The sequence below is a fragment of the Variovorax sp. BGA-UO-ETr-C22 genome, assembly GCF_059567965.1.
The window spans coordinates 753,303-767,523 of sequence record NZ_JCAQPA010000009.1 but is presented as its reverse complement, the minus strand read 5'-3'; the positions used below and the strand labels follow the sequence as shown (position 1 = coordinate 767,523).

Here is a 14,221-nt window from a genome sequence, read left to right as displayed (position 1 = left end):
GTTATTGAGGACGCCATGAGCGCAGACCCGCACAACCAGGCCACAGAAGAAGCCCATACCGGCCCGATCAAGAACCCGAAGCAACTGCTGCTCGCGGTATTTTTCTCTTTCATCATTCCGATCCTGATCATCGTGGGCCTCGTGTCCTATGTGGTCTCGGGCACCAAGCCCGCCGGTACCGCGGAGGGCGACAACATGGCGCTCTACGGCGTGACCAAGGAATCGCGCGACCGTGAAGTGGCCGAGCGCCTCAAGAAGGTCGGCTCCATCGAGATCCGTGACGCCAACCGGCCGCTGGCCGCTGGCGACGCCGTGTTCAAGGCCCAGTGCGTGGCCTGCCACGGCGCCCCCGGCATCCCCGGCGCCCCGCACCTGAACGACGCCGCAGCCTGGGGCCCGCGCATCGGCCAGGGCTACGCAACGCTGCTCGAGCACGCGCTCAAGGGCAAGGGCGCCATGCCCGCCCAGGGCGGCGGCGACTTCGAAGACATCGAAATCGGCCGTGCCGTGGTGTACCTGGCCAACGCCGGCGGCGCCAAGTTCCCGGTGCCGGACCGTCCGGCAGCGGCCGCCGCGCCGGCCGAAGGTGCGTCGGCTGCGGCCAGCGCGCCTGCCAAGTAAGCGATCGACGGCGCCTCGCGCCCATGAAAAAACCGGCTCTCAGGCCGGTTTTTTTACGCCCGGACGATCCGGGTTGCTATCTTTTCAGTAGCTATGCAGCCACACCTGCATGGCGCTCTGCTGGGCTCAGCACATGGCCGAAGCGCCCCGGCAGGTCGGCCGCGCGCACCGGCTCCGGCGTCCAGACGCCCTGCTCCACGGCCTCGGCGGCGATGCCCACGTCCTGCGTGTGCACCAACCCCAGCCCCGCCGGCGCCACGAGATAGAGCCGGCCTTCTTCGTCGAGCAGGCAGCCCGACACCTCGGCCGGCGCGCCCGTGTGGGCCGTGACCGTGAAGGCGCCCGCGCCCTGCTGCGCCACGCGCCACACCAGCGGCGCCGCCTCCAGCTCGACATACACGCGCTGCGGCCCGTTCTGGAAGAACCACTGGCCGTCGGCGTCGTGCTCGTAGTTGCGGTGGATGAAGTCGATCAGCTTGTCGTGCCGCAGCATCGAGCCCTTGGCGCTGCGAAACGGGCCCTGCGCCTGCGTGCGGTCGTCGCGCATGTACCAGTTGCCGCGCGCGTCCAGGCCGAGCCAGCCGTAGCAGTGCGGCACGTTCGGCCACTTGGCCAATGCCTGTTTGACGATCTCATCCATGGGCCGTATTTTGCGCCTGCGTCGACGAGAGGTGGTGCGCCAGCCACCCTCCCACGCGCTCGGGCATTCCGCCCACGTGCCCCGGCGGCAGGCCGAGCGGAAAGCCCACGTGGCCGCCGCCCGCGGGCTGCCACAGCGTGACGTGCGACCCGACCTCGTTCGGCCCCGGCAGGCTGCGGGCCGGAATGAAGGGATCGTTGCGCGCGTTCACCACCAGCGCGGGCACGCGGATCGCGCCCAGCAGCGGCTTGGACGAACCGCGCGCCCAGTAGTCGTCGGTGTTGCGAAAGCCGTGCAGCGGGGCCGTGAACACGTCGTCGAAGTCGTAGAGATCGCGCGCGGCCATCAACCGGTCGCGGTCGAACAGGCCCGGGAACTGCGCCAGCTTGGCCAGCGCCTTGGGCTTCATGGTGGCGAGGAACATGCGCGTGTAGACCAGCCGGTTGAAGCCGCGCCCGATCGCCTCGCCGCCCGCCGCCAGGTCGAGCGGCGCGCACACCGACGCCACCGCGTCGACCGAGGCCCGCGCGCTCTCGCCCGCCTCGCAGGCCCAACGCAGCAGCGCATTGCCGCCCAGCGAGACGCCGGCCGCCAGCACCGGCCCGCCGCCGCCCTGCACCACGTGCTGCGCGTGCATGCGCCGCAGGATCCAGTCGATCTCCTCGTGGTCGCCCGAGTGGTAGGCGCGCGGCGCGAGGTTCAGCTCGCCGCTGCAGCCGCGAAAGTGCGGCACCGCGAAGGCCATGCCGCGCGACGCAGCGAAAGCCGCGAAGGCCTCGGCGTAGTGACTGCGCGAGGAGCCCTCGAGCCCGTGGAACAGCACCAGCAGCGGCCGGGGGCCGGGCTGCGGCGCATCGATGAAGTCGACATCGATGAAGTCGCCGTCCGGCGCGGTCCAGCGCTCGCGGCGGTACACCGGCGCGGGCCCGTCGAAGCGGCGCGCGCACAGCGCGGCCCAGATGGTCTGCAGGTTGCCGCCGGGCAGCCAGCGCGGGGCGTCGTAGCCCATTGCGTCGTATGCAACGGGCGACGCGGAATCCGGTGAGAAAGAGGAAGAAGGAAAGGGAGAGGCCATCGCTCGAAGCAGGACTCAGTGCAGGACCTGCGGCGGATCGTTCGCGTCGTCCGGCTCGCGCGCGCTGCCCGGGCTCGCGTGGTGCGCCACCATGCGCCAGCCCTGCGCGGTCTTGTGATACACGTTGGTGGCCAGCACGAAGGCATGGCGCGGCCCCTCGGCCGTGAGCACCTCGATGCGCTCGAGCACGTTGTGCACGGCGCTCGCCAGCGACTCGATCTTGCGCACGCGCGCCGGCGTCGCATGGATGGCGCCGTTGGCGAACATCTGCTCGAAGGCCGCGCGGATCGCCACTGCGCCCACCAGCCGCGGGCCGCCCGGGTGGACGCAGAACACCTCGTCCTCGTCGGCCCAGCAGGCCATCAGCGCATCGACATCGCCGCGTTGCAGCGCTTCGTAGAAGGCGGCCTCGACATCGTCGGCAGTGCCGCCGATGGCCGCGGCGGCGCGGAAAGGGGTCTTGGGCATGGCGGTGAGGGGCGAGAGCGAAGGGGGTAGGCCGGATTTTGCCCTGCCCATGTCACGGCCATGTGGCAGCAGGCGACCCGGCCGTGGGTGCTTCGGGCGCGGACGCGGGAATCAGCCACGCGCGCGCCGCCGCCTCGGTGGCGCCCTGCGCGGCCTGCCACACCATCTCGGGCGCGGCCACGTGCACGCCGGGCGGCGCCACGCGCAGCGCCAGGTCGACCAGCTCGGCCATCTTGGGCGCGCGCACCGGCTGCTCGTTGGCCGGCACCATGAACCGCATGATCGACAGCATCCAGGCCGCCAGCCGCTCGCCCAGGTTGGCCAGGCGCACGTCGGCCGGCTTGCGCGCCGAGCGCAGCAGGATCACGCGCTCGAAGCCGCAGGCGACCACGGCCTGCTCGTCGAGGCTGGCCAGCCCGCGCTTGAGCGCCTCGGGCAGCCGGCCTCGGTCGTGCGGCTGCACGATGGCCAGCGTGCGCACGCCGCTGGCGCGCAGCCAGCGCGCCAGCTCGGGCAGGTCGGCGGGCTCGGGGTGCCACAGCGCGCGCTCGCGGCCGTGGTACAGGCGCGGCGGATCGAAGGCGACCACCGCCACGTCGGCCGCCACCAGCGGCCACTGCGCGATCGGCAGCGCCGGGCACTGAACCGTCTCGACGCCGGGCAGCCCGTCGTGCATGGGCTCGCGCGCCAGCACGCGCGTGCGCTGGAAGCGGTGGCGGCCCGCGAGCCGGTGCAGCAGTTCCTGGCCGAGCGCGCCGGTCGCACCCGCGATCAGCAGCGTGCCGGTGGGCGGCGCGGCAGCGGGCGGGACCGCGCGGTTCGCAGCCTGCAGGGCGTGGAGGGGATCGAGGGCCATGACCCCATCTATGCTAACTTCGGCCTCCTTCTGCGGAGGTAATGCAAATGATGATGAAGCGCTGGTTCCTGATTCTCGCGGCCGTCCTGTCCCTCAGCGGATGCGGCTACAACCAGTTCCAGTCCCTCGACGAGGCCAGCAAGTCGGCCTGGAGCGAGGTCCTCAACCAGTACCAGCGGCGTGCCGACCTCGTGCCGAACATCGTCGCCACCGTGAAGGGCGAAGCCAGCTTCGAGCAGGACACGCTCACCAAGGTGATCGAGGCGCGCGCCAAGGCCACCTCGATCCAGGTGACGCCCGAGACGCTCAACAACCCCGAGGCCTTCAACAAGTTCCAGCAGGCGCAGGGCGAGCTGTCGTCGGCGCTATCGCGGCTCATGGTGGTGGCCGAGCGCTACCCCGACCTCAAGGCCAACCAGGCCTTCCGCGACCTGCGCGTGACGCTCGAGGGCACCGAGAACCGCATCACCGTGGCGCGCAACCGCTACATCGAGAGCGTGCAGGAGTACAACGTGCTCGCGCGCAGCTTCCCGACCAACCTCACGGCCATGGTCTTCAGCTACAAGCCGAAGGCGAATTTCTCGGTGCAGAACGAAGCCCAGATCTCGACGCCTCCGACCGTCGACTTCAGCACCCCCAAGAAGTAAGAAGCGGCGCCGATGGCCGCAGCCCTGATCCGCCGCGCACTGGCAGCGATCTTCATCGCGGCCCTTGCATGGGTTGGCCTGCCCGCGCTGGCGCAGGGCCTGCTGCCGATCCCCACGCTCACGGCGCGCGTGATCGACCAGACCGGCACGCTCGACGCCGCACAGCGCTCGGGCCTGGAAACCAAGCTCGCGGCCTTCGAGCAGCGCAAGGGCTCGCAGATCGTGGTGCTGATGGTGCCGAGCACGGCGCCCGAAGACATCGCGAGCTACGCGCAGCGCGTGGGCGACACCTGGAAGATCGGCCGCAAGGGCGTGGGCGACGGCCTCCTGGTCATCGTTGCCAAGGACGATCGCAAGATGCGCATCGCCACGGCCAAGACGCTCGAAGGCGCGGTGCCCGACCTCGCGGCGGTGCGCATCATCGACGAGGAGATGAAGCCGCGCTTTCGCAACAACGACTTCGCGGGCGGCCTGAACGCGGCGGTGGACCGGCTCATCGGTCTGGTCGACGGCGAGCCGTTGCCAGAGCCCTCGCGCAACAACCAGAGCGGCAGCAGCAACGACGGCTTCGACTGGGAGAACCTCGCGATCTTCCTGTTCGTCGGCGTCTTCGTCGGCGCCCCGATCGCGCGCGCCATCCTGGGCAAGACGATGGGCTCGGTCGCCATGGGCGGCGGCATCGGCGTGGTCGCGTTCTTTCTCACGACCAGCACCGTGATCGCGGTGATCGCCGGGCTGATCGCGCTCATGGTCTCGCTGTTCTCGGGCCTTGCCGGCTTCGGCCCCGGTCGCGGCGGCCGAGGCGGCGGCGGTGGAGGTGGCTGGAGCAGCGGCGGAGGTGGCGGCGGCTGGAGCAGCGGCGGCGGAGGTGGTGGCGGCGGATTCAGCTCCGGCGGCGGTGGCAATTTTGGCGGCGGCGGCGCGTCGGGAGACTGGTGAACCTCATGGCAACTGCAGACCCCACGCTCTTCTCGAAGCTGGGCCGCATCTGGCGGCATCGCTGGACCGACGAAGCCGCGGTGCGCCGCGTGCTGCCGGCCGACGCGATGCAGCGCCTGGCCGGCCGCGTGGCCGCGAGCGAGCGGCGCCACAGCGGCGAGATCCGCATCTGCGTCGAGGCCGGCCTGCCGATGTCCTACCTGTGGCGCCACGCACCGCCCCGGGAGCGCGCCGTGACGCTGTTCGGCAAGCTGCGCGTGTGGGACACCGCGCACAACAACGGCGTGCTGATCTACCTGCTGCTGGCCGAGCACGCGATCGAGATCGTGGCCGACCGCGGCATCGACGCCCATGTGGGCTCCGCCGAATGGGCCGCCATGACGCAGCGCATGGCCGTGGCCTTCCGCGAAGGCCGCTTCGAAGACGGCATCACGCTGGCGCTGGAAGAGGTGTCGGCGCTGCTGATGGCCCACTTCCCGCTGGCCGACGACCAGCCCGACACCAACGAGCTGCCCGACGCGCCCGTGGTGCTCTGAGGCGCGGCGCCCTCGGCGCCCGTGCCTTGCAATCCGCGCACCCGGCCCCTATTTTTCGGGCATGACCGAATCCGAATCGCTGCACATCGTCTGCCCGCACTGCCACACGACCAACCGCGTGCGCACGGCGCAACTGGGCAGCGCGCCCGACTGCGGCAGCTGCCACCGCCCGCTGTTCACCGGCCACTCCACCGCACTGCCCGACGTGGCCACCTTCGATCGCCACATCGCGCGCAACGAGATACCGGTGCTGGTCGATTTCTGGGCGCCCTGGTGCGGCCCCTGCCGCCAGATGGCGCCGGCCTACGAACAGGCGGCGGCCCAGCTCGAGCCGCAGGTGCGGCTGGCCAAGGTCGACACCGAGGCGGTGCAGGCGCTGGGCGCGCGCTTCAACATCCGCAGCATCCCGACGCTGGCGCTGTTCAAGGGCGGGCGCGAGGTCGCGCGGCAGGCCGGCGCGATGGGCGCGGCCGACATCGTGCGCTGGGTCAAGGCGAACGGCGTGGGCTGATCCCACAACCGGCCGCGCTCACTTGCGCGGCGGCATCTTCGCCATCGCGTCGAGCATGTTCATCTTCATGCCGTTGCCCATGACCATGTCGCCCGGCTTCTGGCCCGGCTTGCAGGGGCCGACCCACTTGGCGTCGACGACGCTCGTGCCTTCGGTGCGGCCCATGAGCGGCGGGCTGTAGGTCGACTTGCTTTCGACGCGGTAGGCGCTGCTGAAGTCGCCGCTCATCACGGCGCGCGAGGTCGCGGTGGTCGGGCCGATCTTGCAGACCGAGTCGATGACCAGCTTCACGCCTTCGAGGCGCAGGTCCTGCTTGGAGCACATGTCCTTGCCCATGCCCTGGCCCATCTCGCGCATCGCCTTGTCGGTGGCCGCGTCGATGCATTGCTGGATCGTCTGGCCCGGCGCCTTCGCCGTGGCCGCGCCGCCCTCGCCGGTCTGGATTTCCCACAGGCCCGGCTTGCGCGCCGGGTAGTCGATGGCCAGCGCGGGTCCGGCGAGAAGACAGGCGGCGGCAGCGAGGGAGAACAGGCGACAGGTCATGGCGGGCTCGGTGGACGGCGATGCCGCTTTGTACCGTCGGCGCCCGCGCGGCGGAATACCGCGATCGGTCTAAGCCGCGACCGGCGCCAAAGCCGCCGATGGGCGCTCGCGCAACGCGAAGCCCATCGCCAGGCCGAGCCCGAGGCCGCCCAGCACATCGATCAGCACATGCTGGCGCACGGCCATCGTCGAGTACACGATGGCCACCGCCCACGCGAGGTTGAGCAGCCGCAGCCAGCCCGGCGCACCGGCCTCGCGCAGCTGCCGCGCCAGCACGATGCAGGCGAAGACCGAGAACGACACATGCAATGACGGAAAGGCATTGCCCGCCGCATCGAAGGTCTTGAGAAAGTGCAGCGACGAACCCGGTGCGGCATCGATCGCGAAGTTCGGAATCGCCGTGGGCATCCACCAGAACACGGCCAATGCGATCGCCGTCATCACCGCGCAGCCGATGGCGATGGTGTTCAGCTCGCGCCGGTCCCTGGCCAGCAGCACCGGCAGCGCGATGTAGGCCCACAGCGTGAGGTACACCGGCAGCATCGCCGGCCAGAACGCGATCAGCCGGTCGACGGCCGTGAGCGGCAGCACCCACGCCGGCCCGGCGTGGTGCATGACCCAGAAATACAGCGGGAAGAAACCCAGCGTGGCGACGGTGTTGCCGGCCAGCTTGAGCAGCCACAGCGTCCGGCAGCGCTGCCAGAGGGCGCGCGGCCATGAAGGCTGAGGCGAAGGGGCGTCGAAAGAAGAAGAGGAGGAATGCGTCATGGCGGCCGCCGGTGCCGCGGCCTCGCCTCGTTTCAACGAGGCCCGTGCGCGGCTACCAGGGCGTCCACTTTAATTCGCTTCCAGCCGACGCCACCGTGCGCTCGATGAAGCGCACGCCGCGCGCCCCGTCTTCCACGCACGGATAGTCCGCCGCCAGCGGATCGGCCACCTGCCCCGCGAGCCGCGCGCGGATGTCCGCCGCCACGCCCGCGTAGACGTTCGCAAAAGCTTCGATGAAGCCTTCGGGATGGCCGGCCGGCAGGCGGCTCGCGCGCCGCGCCGACTCGCACAGCCAGGGCGCACCGCGCGTGAGCACGCGCCGGGGTCCGTCGTGCGGCAGGTGCACGAGCTGGCTCGGCTGTTCCTGGCGCCATTCGAGCGTGCCCAGCGTGCCGGAGACGCGCAGGCGCAGGTCGTTCTCCAGCCCGGTGTTGATCTGCGAGGCCACCAGCACGCCGCGCGCGCCGCCCTGGAAGCGCAGCAGCAGGCTGCCGTCGTCGTCGAGCAGGCGGCCCGGCACCAGCGCGCCGAGGTCGGCGCACAGGCTCTCGATCTCCAGGCCGGTGACGGTGGCCACGAGGTTCTCGGCGTGTGAGCCGATGTCGCCGATGGCACCGGCCGCGCCGCTGCGCGCGGGGTCGGTGCGCCAGTCGGCCTGCTTGTTGCCGCCCGCGGCTTCCACGTGGCTGGCGAGCCAGCCCTGGTTGTATTCGACGACGATCTTGCGGACCTCGCCGATCTCGCCCGAGCGCACCATCTCGCGTGCCTGCCGCACCATCGGGTAGCCGGTGTAGTTGTAGGTCACGCCGAACACCGTGCCCTGCCGGGCCACGGTGGCGACCAGCGCGTCGGCCTGCGCGCGCGTGTGCACCAGCGGCTTGTCGCACACCACGTGGAAGCCCGCCTCCGCGAAGGCCTGCGCCACCGGGTAGTGCACGTGGTTGGGCGTGACGATCGAGACGAAGTCGATGCGCTCATCGGCCGGGCGCTTCAGCTCGTCGGCCAGCAGCGCCTGCCAGTCGCCGTGGTTGCGGTCGTCGGCCAGGCCCAGGTCGCGGCCCGAGGCGCGCGCCTTGTCCGGGCTCGACGACAGCGCGCCGGCGACCAGCGCGATCTGGCCGTCGAGCGCCATGGCCTTGCGGTGCACGGCGCCGATGAAGGCGTCGCGACCGCCGCCGACCATGGCGCAGCGCAGGGGACGTGAAGCGATCTCGGTCACCTTAGAACGGCGAGTTCGGGTGGTAGAAATCCTTGGCGTTCTCTTTGGTGATCAGCACCGACGGAATGATCGTGGTCGCCGGCAGCTTCTCGCCCTTCAGGCGCGCCTCGGCCGTGAGCTTGATCGCGTCGTAGATGAACTTGGGCGAGTAGCTCACGTCGGCCGTGATGCGCTTGTCCTTGCCGTCCATGATGGTCTTGACCATGTCCTTGGCGCCGGCGCCGCCGAACACGATCTTGATGTCGTCGCGCTTGGCCTGCGAGATGGCCTTGAGCACGCCCACGGCCATGTCGTCGTCGGCGGCCCAGATGGCGTCGATCTGCTTGAAGCGCGTGAGGTAGTCCTGCGTGACCTTGAAGGCGTCGTCGCGGTTCCAGTTGGCGTACTTGGCGTCGAGCAGCTTGATGTCGGGGCTGCCCTTGAGCACGGCGTTGAAGGCGTCCATGCGCTCGTTGTCGAGCGTGGTCGCGATGCCGCGCAGAGCCACCACATTGCCCTTGCCGCCGAGCTGCTTGACGATGTACTCGGCCGGGATCTTGCCGAAGGCCGTGTTGTCGCCGGCCACGTACGCATCCTGCGCGCTGGTGTCGGTCAGGCCGCGGTCGACCACGGTGACGTACGCGCCCTTGGCCTTGACCTGCGCGACCGGCTTGGTAAGCGCCGCCGATTCGAACGGAAACACGACGAGCGCGTTGATCTTGGTGACCGTCGACAGGTCCTGCAGCTGGTTGGCCTGCTCGGGCGCGTTGGCTGCGGTCTTGATCGTGATCTTCAGGTCCTTGTGCTGCTTCTCGAGGTCCTTCTTCGCCTGGTTGGCCCAGTAGTTGATGCCGCCCATGAAGCTGTGCGTGGCCGCGGGAATCGACACGCCGAGGTTGACCTTGTCCGCGGCAAGCGCGGGCAGGCTGGCGGCGAACGCTGCGGTGGCAACCGCCGTGAGCGCGAGGCGTCGGGTGAAAGTCGTCATGCTGGATGTCTCCTCTTGGGTGGTGGAACGGGAACGGAACGAACAACGAAAAACTAGCGGCGTCCGCGCTGCAGGAACGCGACGACGATGATCACGAAGCCCTGGACGGCTGCGTTGAGGTACACGCTGATGATGCTGGTGAGGTTCAGGATGTTGCTGATGACCGAGAGCAGGATCGCGCCCACCACCGTGCCGGTGATGCTGCCCGCGCCGCCCTTCAATGCGGTGCCGCCGACGATCACCGCGGCAATGGCTTCGAGCTCCCACAACAGGCCGGTGGTCGGCGAGGCCGAGCCCAGGCGCGGCACGTACAACAGCGTGGCAATGCCCACGCACACGCCGAGCAGCACGTAGGTGAGGATCTTCACGCGATCGACGTCCACGGCGGCGTAGCGCGCCACCTGCTCGTTGGAACCGATGGCCTGCACGTAGCGTCCGTAGGCCGTGCGATTCAGGATGACGCCGCCGATGACTGCGACGATCACGAACACCCACACCGGCACGGGGATGCCCGCGAGGCTCGCGTAGTAGACCGGCGCGTAAAGGTCCGACAGCTCGTTGTCGAGCGTGAGCGCGCCGCCGTCGGCAAAGTACGTGAGGTACGCGCGGAAGATGCCCAGCGTGCCCAGCGTCACGATGAAGGGCTCGATGCGTCCCTTGGTGATGAGCAGGCCGTGCGCCAGGCCGAACAGCGCGCCCAGCACCACGGCGAGCACCGCGCCCATCATCACCGCCATCAGCGGGGAGCCCGAGGCGGGCCCGGCCCAGTTGATGAACATGATCACGCTGCCCGCGATGAGCGCGGCCATCGAGCCCACCGACAGGTCGATGCCGCCCGAGATGATCACGAAGCACATGCCCACCGCGATGATGCCGATGAAGGCGGTGCGCGTGAGCACGTTCATCGCGTTGTCGACGGTGGCGAAGTCGCCGTTGAGCAGCGTGCCCGCGATGCACAGCAGCACGAGGCCGATGACCGGGCCGAGGCCGTGCAGGCGCTCGGTCCAGCGCGGCGTGCCTTCGCTGCGGTGTTGCTGCTGCGGCTGCTGAGCGGCGTCAGGCTGCGTGGGTGTCTGCGGTTCCGGTGGCATGAGCGATGAGCTCCTCTTCAGTCAGGTGGGTCGCGTCCAGCGTGGCAACGAGCCGGCCCGCGCGCATCACCGCGACGCGGTGGCACAGGCCGATCAGTTCCATCAGCTCGGACGAGACGACGATCACCGCGAGGCCTTCGCGGGCGAGTCGCTGGATCAGGAAATAGATGTCGCGCTTGGCGCCGATGTCCACGCCGCGCGTGGGCTCGTCGAGCACCACCACCTTGGGCTGTGGCTGCAGCACCTTGGCGAGCGCGAGCTTCTGCTGGTTGCCGCCCGACAGCGACGAGGCCCGCACGTCGAGCGAGCCGGTGCGGATGCCGTAGTCCTTCACCGCCTCGCCGAGCGCCACGCGTTCCGCGTCGGGCTTCAGCCAGGGCTGGGCGTAGCGCTCCAGCGCCATCAGCGTGAGGTTCTGGCGCAGGCCGAAGTGCACGTGCAGGCCCTTGCCCTTGCGGTCTTCGCTGAGGTAGGTGAGGCCGTGTTTCGCGGCATCGCGGGGGTTGCGCCAGCCCTTGCCGTGCGGCACGGGCTCGCCGCGCATTTCGACCGTGCCGCTGGCGGGGCGCAGCCCGAGCAGGCCTTCGAACAGCTCGGTGCGGCCCGCGCCGACGAGGCCCGCGAAGCCGAGGATCTCGCCGGGGCGCACCTCGAAGCTCGCGTCCTGCGCCCAGCCGGGCACGCTGAAATTGCGCACGCGCAGGGCGGGCGCATCGGCCGCCACGACGAGGTCGCGCGGCGGGTACAGGTCGGCGAGTTCACGGCCCACCATGAGATTGGCCATCTGCTGGCGCGAGACATCGGGCGTCGGTGCGCGCGCCACGAAGCGGCCGTCGCGCATCACGATCACCTCGTCGGTGACCTGCTCCACCTCGTCGAGCTTGTGCGAGATGTAGACGATGGTCACGCCGTCGGCACGCAGTTGCGCGATGAGCTTGAACAGGCGCTCGGTCTCGCCGGGCGTGAGCGTGGCGGTGGGCTCGTCCATGACGAGCAGGCGCGCGCGACGGGCGATGGCCTTCGCGATCTCGACGAGCTGCTTCTCGGCGACGATGAGGCGGCGCACCTTGGTGCGCGGGTCGATGGCCAGGCCGACGGCGGCGAGCGCGGCGGCAGCATCGCGCTCCATCGCGGCGTCGTCGAGCAGCCAGCCCTTCTTCTTTTCGTGGCCCAGGAAGATGTTCTGCGCCACGCTGAGGTCTTCGGCGAGGTTGAACTCCTGGTGGATCAGCACGATGCCCAGCGCTTCGGCATCGCGCGAGCTCGTGAAGCTTTGCGGCTGGCCGTTGACGCGCAAGGTGCCGCCGGTCAGCGACTCGTAGCCCGACAGGATCTTCATGAGCGTGGACTTGCCCGCGCCGTTCTCGCCGAGCAGGCCGTACACGCGCCCCGGCGCGAGCGCAAAGCTCACGCCGTGCAGCACCTGCACGGGGCCGAAGGCCTTCACCACGCCGTCGAACTCGACGGCCACGCTGCCCTTGGTTGCCACGGCGTTCGTCATGGCGCCACCCCGCGGGCCTTGAGCGTTTCCTGCATCGCCAGCACGCCAGCACCGACGAGGCCGCCCTGCGTGCCCAGCGGCGTGTACTGGATCTCGAGGTGCCGCGTCGACAGCGCCAGCGAGCGCTGGTAGACGCTCTGGCGCACGGCCGCGAGAAACAACGGCCCGATGCGCGTGATGCCGCCGCCGATGAACACGTGCGAGGGATTGAAGAAGTTGACGACCGACGCGAGCATCTGCCCGATCAGGCTGCCCGCGCGCTGGATGATGGCGTTGGCCGCCGGGTCGCCGCCGCGGCTGGCCTGGCCCACGTCGAAGGCATCGATGCGCCCGCGCGTGCGCAGGCATTCGGCGAGCGTCGCGCTTTCACCGGCTTCGGCCGCCTGCATCGCCATGCGCGTGATCGCAGGGCCCGCCGCCATCGCCTCGACGCAGCCCAGGTTGCCGCAATGGCAGCGCGGGCCTTCCTGGTCGACGCAGATGTGGCCCACGTCGCCAGCCGAGCCGGCCGCGCCGCGGTACACCTCGCCGTGGCAGACGATGCCGCAGCCGATGCCGGTGCCGATCTTGATCACGAGGAAATTGGAGAGAGAGCGCCGCAGCCGCCACAGCTCGCCGAGCGCCATCAGGTTGACGTCGTTGTCGACGAACACCGGCGCCGCATAGTCCTCGCGCAGGTAGTCGCGGATCGAGAAGCTGTCCCAGGCCGGCATGAGCGGCGGGTTCACGAGCTGACCGATCTCGAAGTTGACGGGGCCGGGCACGCCGATGCCGATGCCCAGGACGTTCCGCGGGCCCTGCCCGCAGCGGGCCAGCAGTTCGCGCATGAGCACGCGCACGCGGGCCAGCACCACGGCCGGGCCTTCGCGCACGTCGGCCGCTTCCTCGTGCTGGGCGAGCACCGTGAGGTCGGGGCGCAGCACCGCGACATCGAGGCTGGTGGCGCCGATGTCGATGCCGACGAGCACGCCGAGTTCGGCATTGAGCTGGAGGTTTTCGGCGCGGCGACCGCCCGAGGAGCGCTGCAGGCCGGCCTCGGCCAGCAGGCCCTGGTCGACCAGGCCGGCGATGAGCGCGTTGGCCTTGCTCTTGGAGAAGCCCAGCTGCTCGGCCATGGCATGGCGAGAGCCGCCGGCCGACCAGAAGGTCGATTCCAGCAACCGCATTTCGTCGGTCGTGATGCCGCTCCAGGGTGCCACGCGTGTTGTCTCCGCTCTTCTTGTGGGAAAGGCGCCGGTCAAAAAGCACCGGTCGCCGGGCGAAGGCGAATACTAGGAGGGCATCTTCAGCCGGGCAAGGCTGAACTTCGACCTATTTCAGATCGAACGCACCTTCGTCCTGGCGAGGAGGGACGAAAAAAAGCCGCCCGGAGGCGGCTTTTTTCTTTGCTTCTGCCCGAAGGCAGCGGCATCGATTACTTCTTTTGGCGGTACTTGCGCAGCGCAGCGATCTGCGCAGCCATCACGGCCAGTTCCGACTGCGCCATCGCGATATCGATGTCGCTCTTCGCGTTCTTCAGCGCTTCCTCGGCGGCCGCCTTGGCCTTGTTGGCCTTCTCGTCGTCGAGGTCCTTGCCGCGGATCGCGGTGTCGGACAGCACGGTGACGGCGTCGGGCTGCACTTCGAGGATGCCACCGGCCACGAAGACGAACTCTTCGCCGCCGTCGGCCGTCTCGATGCGCACGGCGCCGGGGCGGATGCGCGTGATCAGCGGTGTGTGACGCGGATAGATGCCGAGCTCACCGGCTTCACCGGGCAGCGCGACGAACTTGGCTTCGCCCGAGAAGATCGACTCTTCCGCGCTGACCACGTCGACGTGAATGGTGTTTGCCATCTGAG

General features: G+C 69.7%; 17 protein-coding genes. 5 read left to right on the top strand and 12 right to left on the bottom strand.

All coding sequences use genetic code 11. The annotated features are described in order from the left end of the window. Positions 1–15 precede the first annotated feature (15 nt). On the top strand, positions 16–621 hold the full coding sequence (locus tag AC57B8_RS13135; RefSeq protein WP_062481762.1) for a c-type cytochrome: 606 nt from the start codon (positions 16–18) through the stop codon (positions 619–621). Positions 622–712: 91 nt separating this feature from the next. Here the strand turns inward: AC57B8_RS13135 and AC57B8_RS13130 are convergent, their stop codons facing one another. The 4 genes from AC57B8_RS13130 to AC57B8_RS13115 all read right to left on the bottom strand — a co-directional run bounded on the left by AC57B8_RS13130 (position 713) and on the right by AC57B8_RS13115 (position 3,660). Continuing rightward, positions 713–1,261: a DUF2946 family protein gene (locus tag AC57B8_RS13130; RefSeq protein WP_496479823.1), complete on the bottom strand. Its 549-nt coding sequence runs from the start codon at positions 1,259–1,261 to the stop codon at positions 713–715. Then, complete coding sequence (locus tag AC57B8_RS13125) at positions 1,254–2,270, bottom strand: YheT family hydrolase (RefSeq protein ID WP_496479822.1); 1,017 nt, start codon at positions 2,268–2,270, stop codon at positions 1,254–1,256. Before AC57B8_RS13125 ends, AC57B8_RS13130 begins: the two co-directional genes overlap by 8 nt. 81 nt (positions 2,271–2,351) lie before the next feature. Further along, complete coding sequence (locus tag AC57B8_RS13120; protein ID WP_062481770.1) at positions 2,352–2,804, bottom strand: YybH family protein; 453 nt, start codon at positions 2,802–2,804, stop codon at positions 2,352–2,354. Positions 2,805–2,856: 52 nt separating this feature from the next. Beyond that, a complete protein-coding gene (locus AC57B8_RS13115) occupies positions 2,857–3,660 on the bottom strand; it encodes a Rossmann-fold NAD(P)-binding domain-containing protein (protein ID WP_369630424.1) in 804 nt (267 codons plus the stop codon). A gap of 47 nt (positions 3,661–3,707) precedes the next feature. Here AC57B8_RS13115 and AC57B8_RS13110 point away from each other — a divergent pair, with 47 nt between their 5' ends. The 4 genes from AC57B8_RS13110 (at position 3,708) to trxC (ending at position 6,293) form a co-directional block, all read left to right on the top strand. Then, a complete protein-coding gene (locus tag AC57B8_RS13110; RefSeq protein WP_172438430.1) occupies positions 3,708–4,307 on the top strand; it encodes a LemA family protein in 600 nt (199 codons plus the stop codon). A 12-nt stretch (positions 4,308–4,319) separates the two neighbouring features. Beyond that, complete coding sequence (locus AC57B8_RS13105; RefSeq protein ID WP_496479821.1) at positions 4,320–5,246, top strand: TPM domain-containing protein; 927 nt, start codon at positions 4,320–4,322, stop codon at positions 5,244–5,246. 5 nt (positions 5,247–5,251) lie between these two features. Then, positions 5,252–5,782: a TPM domain-containing protein gene (locus AC57B8_RS13100; RefSeq protein WP_070063861.1), complete on the top strand. Its 531-nt coding sequence runs from the start codon at positions 5,252–5,254 to the stop codon at positions 5,780–5,782. A gap of 61 nt (positions 5,783–5,843) precedes the next feature. After that, the gene (trxC, locus tag AC57B8_RS13095; RefSeq protein WP_390348262.1) at positions 5,844–6,293 is read left to right on the top strand and encodes a thioredoxin TrxC; all 450 of its coding nucleotides are present in this window, start codon (positions 5,844–5,846) and stop codon (positions 6,291–6,293) included. An 18-nt stretch (positions 6,294–6,311) separates the two neighbouring features. On the opposite strand, the gene AC57B8_RS13090 is transcribed toward trxC, so the two are convergent. From AC57B8_RS13090 to AC57B8_RS13055, 8 genes are all read right to left on the bottom strand, one after another. Continuing rightward, entirely contained in the window at positions 6,312–6,836 is a 525-nt protein-coding gene (locus AC57B8_RS13090) for a DUF3617 domain-containing protein (protein ID WP_496479820.1), read from the bottom strand. Positions 6,837–6,905: 69 nt separating this feature from the next. Beyond that, a complete protein-coding gene (locus AC57B8_RS13085; RefSeq protein ID WP_496479819.1) occupies positions 6,906–7,604 on the bottom strand; it encodes a phosphatase PAP2 family protein in 699 nt (232 codons plus the stop codon). 52 nt (positions 7,605–7,656) lie between these two features. Beyond that, complete coding sequence (locus tag AC57B8_RS13080; RefSeq protein WP_496479865.1) at positions 7,657–8,787, bottom strand: Gfo/Idh/MocA family protein; 1,131 nt, start codon at positions 8,785–8,787, stop codon at positions 7,657–7,659. A 37-nt stretch (positions 8,788–8,824) separates the two neighbouring features. Beyond that, on the bottom strand, positions 8,825–9,790 hold the full coding sequence (locus tag AC57B8_RS13075) for a substrate-binding domain-containing protein (protein WP_062480193.1): 966 nt from the start codon (positions 9,788–9,790) through the stop codon (positions 8,825–8,827). A 53-nt stretch (positions 9,791–9,843) separates the two neighbouring features. Next, entirely contained in the window at positions 9,844–10,881 is a 1,038-nt protein-coding gene (locus AC57B8_RS13070; protein ID WP_139705526.1) for an ABC transporter permease, read from the bottom strand. Continuing rightward, complete coding sequence (locus AC57B8_RS13065; RefSeq protein ID WP_496479818.1) at positions 10,847–12,382, bottom strand: sugar ABC transporter ATP-binding protein; 1,536 nt, start codon at positions 12,380–12,382, stop codon at positions 10,847–10,849. The genes AC57B8_RS13070 and AC57B8_RS13065 overlap by 35 nt, the downstream gene beginning before the upstream one ends. Continuing rightward, complete coding sequence (locus tag AC57B8_RS13060) at positions 12,379–13,548, bottom strand: ROK family protein (protein WP_139705568.1); 1,170 nt, start codon at positions 13,546–13,548, stop codon at positions 12,379–12,381. The genes AC57B8_RS13065 and AC57B8_RS13060 overlap by 4 nt, the downstream gene beginning before the upstream one ends. 248 nt (positions 13,549–13,796) lie before the next feature. Then, positions 13,797–14,216 (bottom strand): F0F1 ATP synthase subunit epsilon, encoded by a 420-nt coding sequence (locus AC57B8_RS13055; protein WP_062480186.1) that lies wholly within the window; start codon positions 14,214–14,216, stop codon positions 13,797–13,799. Between the last annotated feature and the right edge of the window lie 5 nt (positions 14,217–14,221).

Bases quoted from the DNA above. Each gene is read 5' to 3' on its own strand.
- AC57B8_RS13070 (WP_139705526.1), bottom strand. From the start codon at position 10,881: ATGCCACCGGAACCGCAGACACCCACGCAGCCTGACGCCGCTCAGCAG.
- AC57B8_RS13075 (WP_062480193.1), bottom strand. From the start codon at position 9,790: ATGACGACTTTCACCCGACGCCTCGCGCTCACGGCGGTTGCCACCGCA.
- AC57B8_RS13060 (WP_139705568.1), bottom strand. From the start codon at position 13,548: ATGCGGTTGCTGGAATCGACCTTCTGGTCGGCCGGCGGCTCTCGCCAT.
- AC57B8_RS13055 (WP_062480186.1), bottom strand. From the start codon at position 14,216: ATGGCAAACACCATTCACGTCGACGTGGTCAGCGCGGAAGAGTCGATC.
- AC57B8_RS13115 (WP_369630424.1), bottom strand. From the start codon at position 3,660: ATGGCCCTCGATCCCCTCCACGCCCTGCAGGCTGCGAACCGCGCGGTC.
- AC57B8_RS13080 (WP_496479865.1), bottom strand. From the start codon at position 8,787: ATGGTCGGCGGCGGTCGCGACGCCTTCATCGGCGCCGTGCACCGCAAG.
- AC57B8_RS13130 (WP_496479823.1), bottom strand. From the start codon at position 1,261: ATGGATGAGATCGTCAAACAGGCATTGGCCAAGTGGCCGAACGTGCCG.
- AC57B8_RS13085 (WP_496479819.1), bottom strand. From the start codon at position 7,604: ATGACGCATTCCTCCTCTTCTTCTTTCGACGCCCCTTCGCCTCAGCCT.
- AC57B8_RS13090 (WP_496479820.1), bottom strand. From the start codon at position 6,836: ATGACCTGTCGCCTGTTCTCCCTCGCTGCCGCCGCCTGTCTTCTCGCC.
- AC57B8_RS13065 (WP_496479818.1), bottom strand. From the start codon at position 12,382: ATGACGAACGCCGTGGCAACCAAGGGCAGCGTGGCCGTCGAGTTCGAC.
- AC57B8_RS13125 (WP_496479822.1), bottom strand. From the start codon at position 2,270: ATGGGCTACGACGCCCCGCGCTGGCTGCCCGGCGGCAACCTGCAGACC.
- AC57B8_RS13120 (WP_062481770.1), bottom strand. From the start codon at position 2,804: ATGCCCAAGACCCCTTTCCGCGCCGCCGCGGCCATCGGCGGCACTGCC.
- AC57B8_RS13135 (WP_062481762.1), top strand. From the start codon at position 16: ATGAGCGCAGACCCGCACAACCAGGCCACAGAAGAAGCCCATACCGGC.
- AC57B8_RS13105 (WP_496479821.1), top strand. From the start codon at position 4,320: ATGGCCGCAGCCCTGATCCGCCGCGCACTGGCAGCGATCTTCATCGCG.
- AC57B8_RS13110 (WP_172438430.1), top strand. From the start codon at position 3,708: ATGATGATGAAGCGCTGGTTCCTGATTCTCGCGGCCGTCCTGTCCCTC.
- trxC (WP_390348262.1), top strand. From the start codon at position 5,844: ATGACCGAATCCGAATCGCTGCACATCGTCTGCCCGCACTGCCACACG.
- AC57B8_RS13100 (WP_070063861.1), top strand. From the start codon at position 5,252: ATGGCAACTGCAGACCCCACGCTCTTCTCGAAGCTGGGCCGCATCTGG.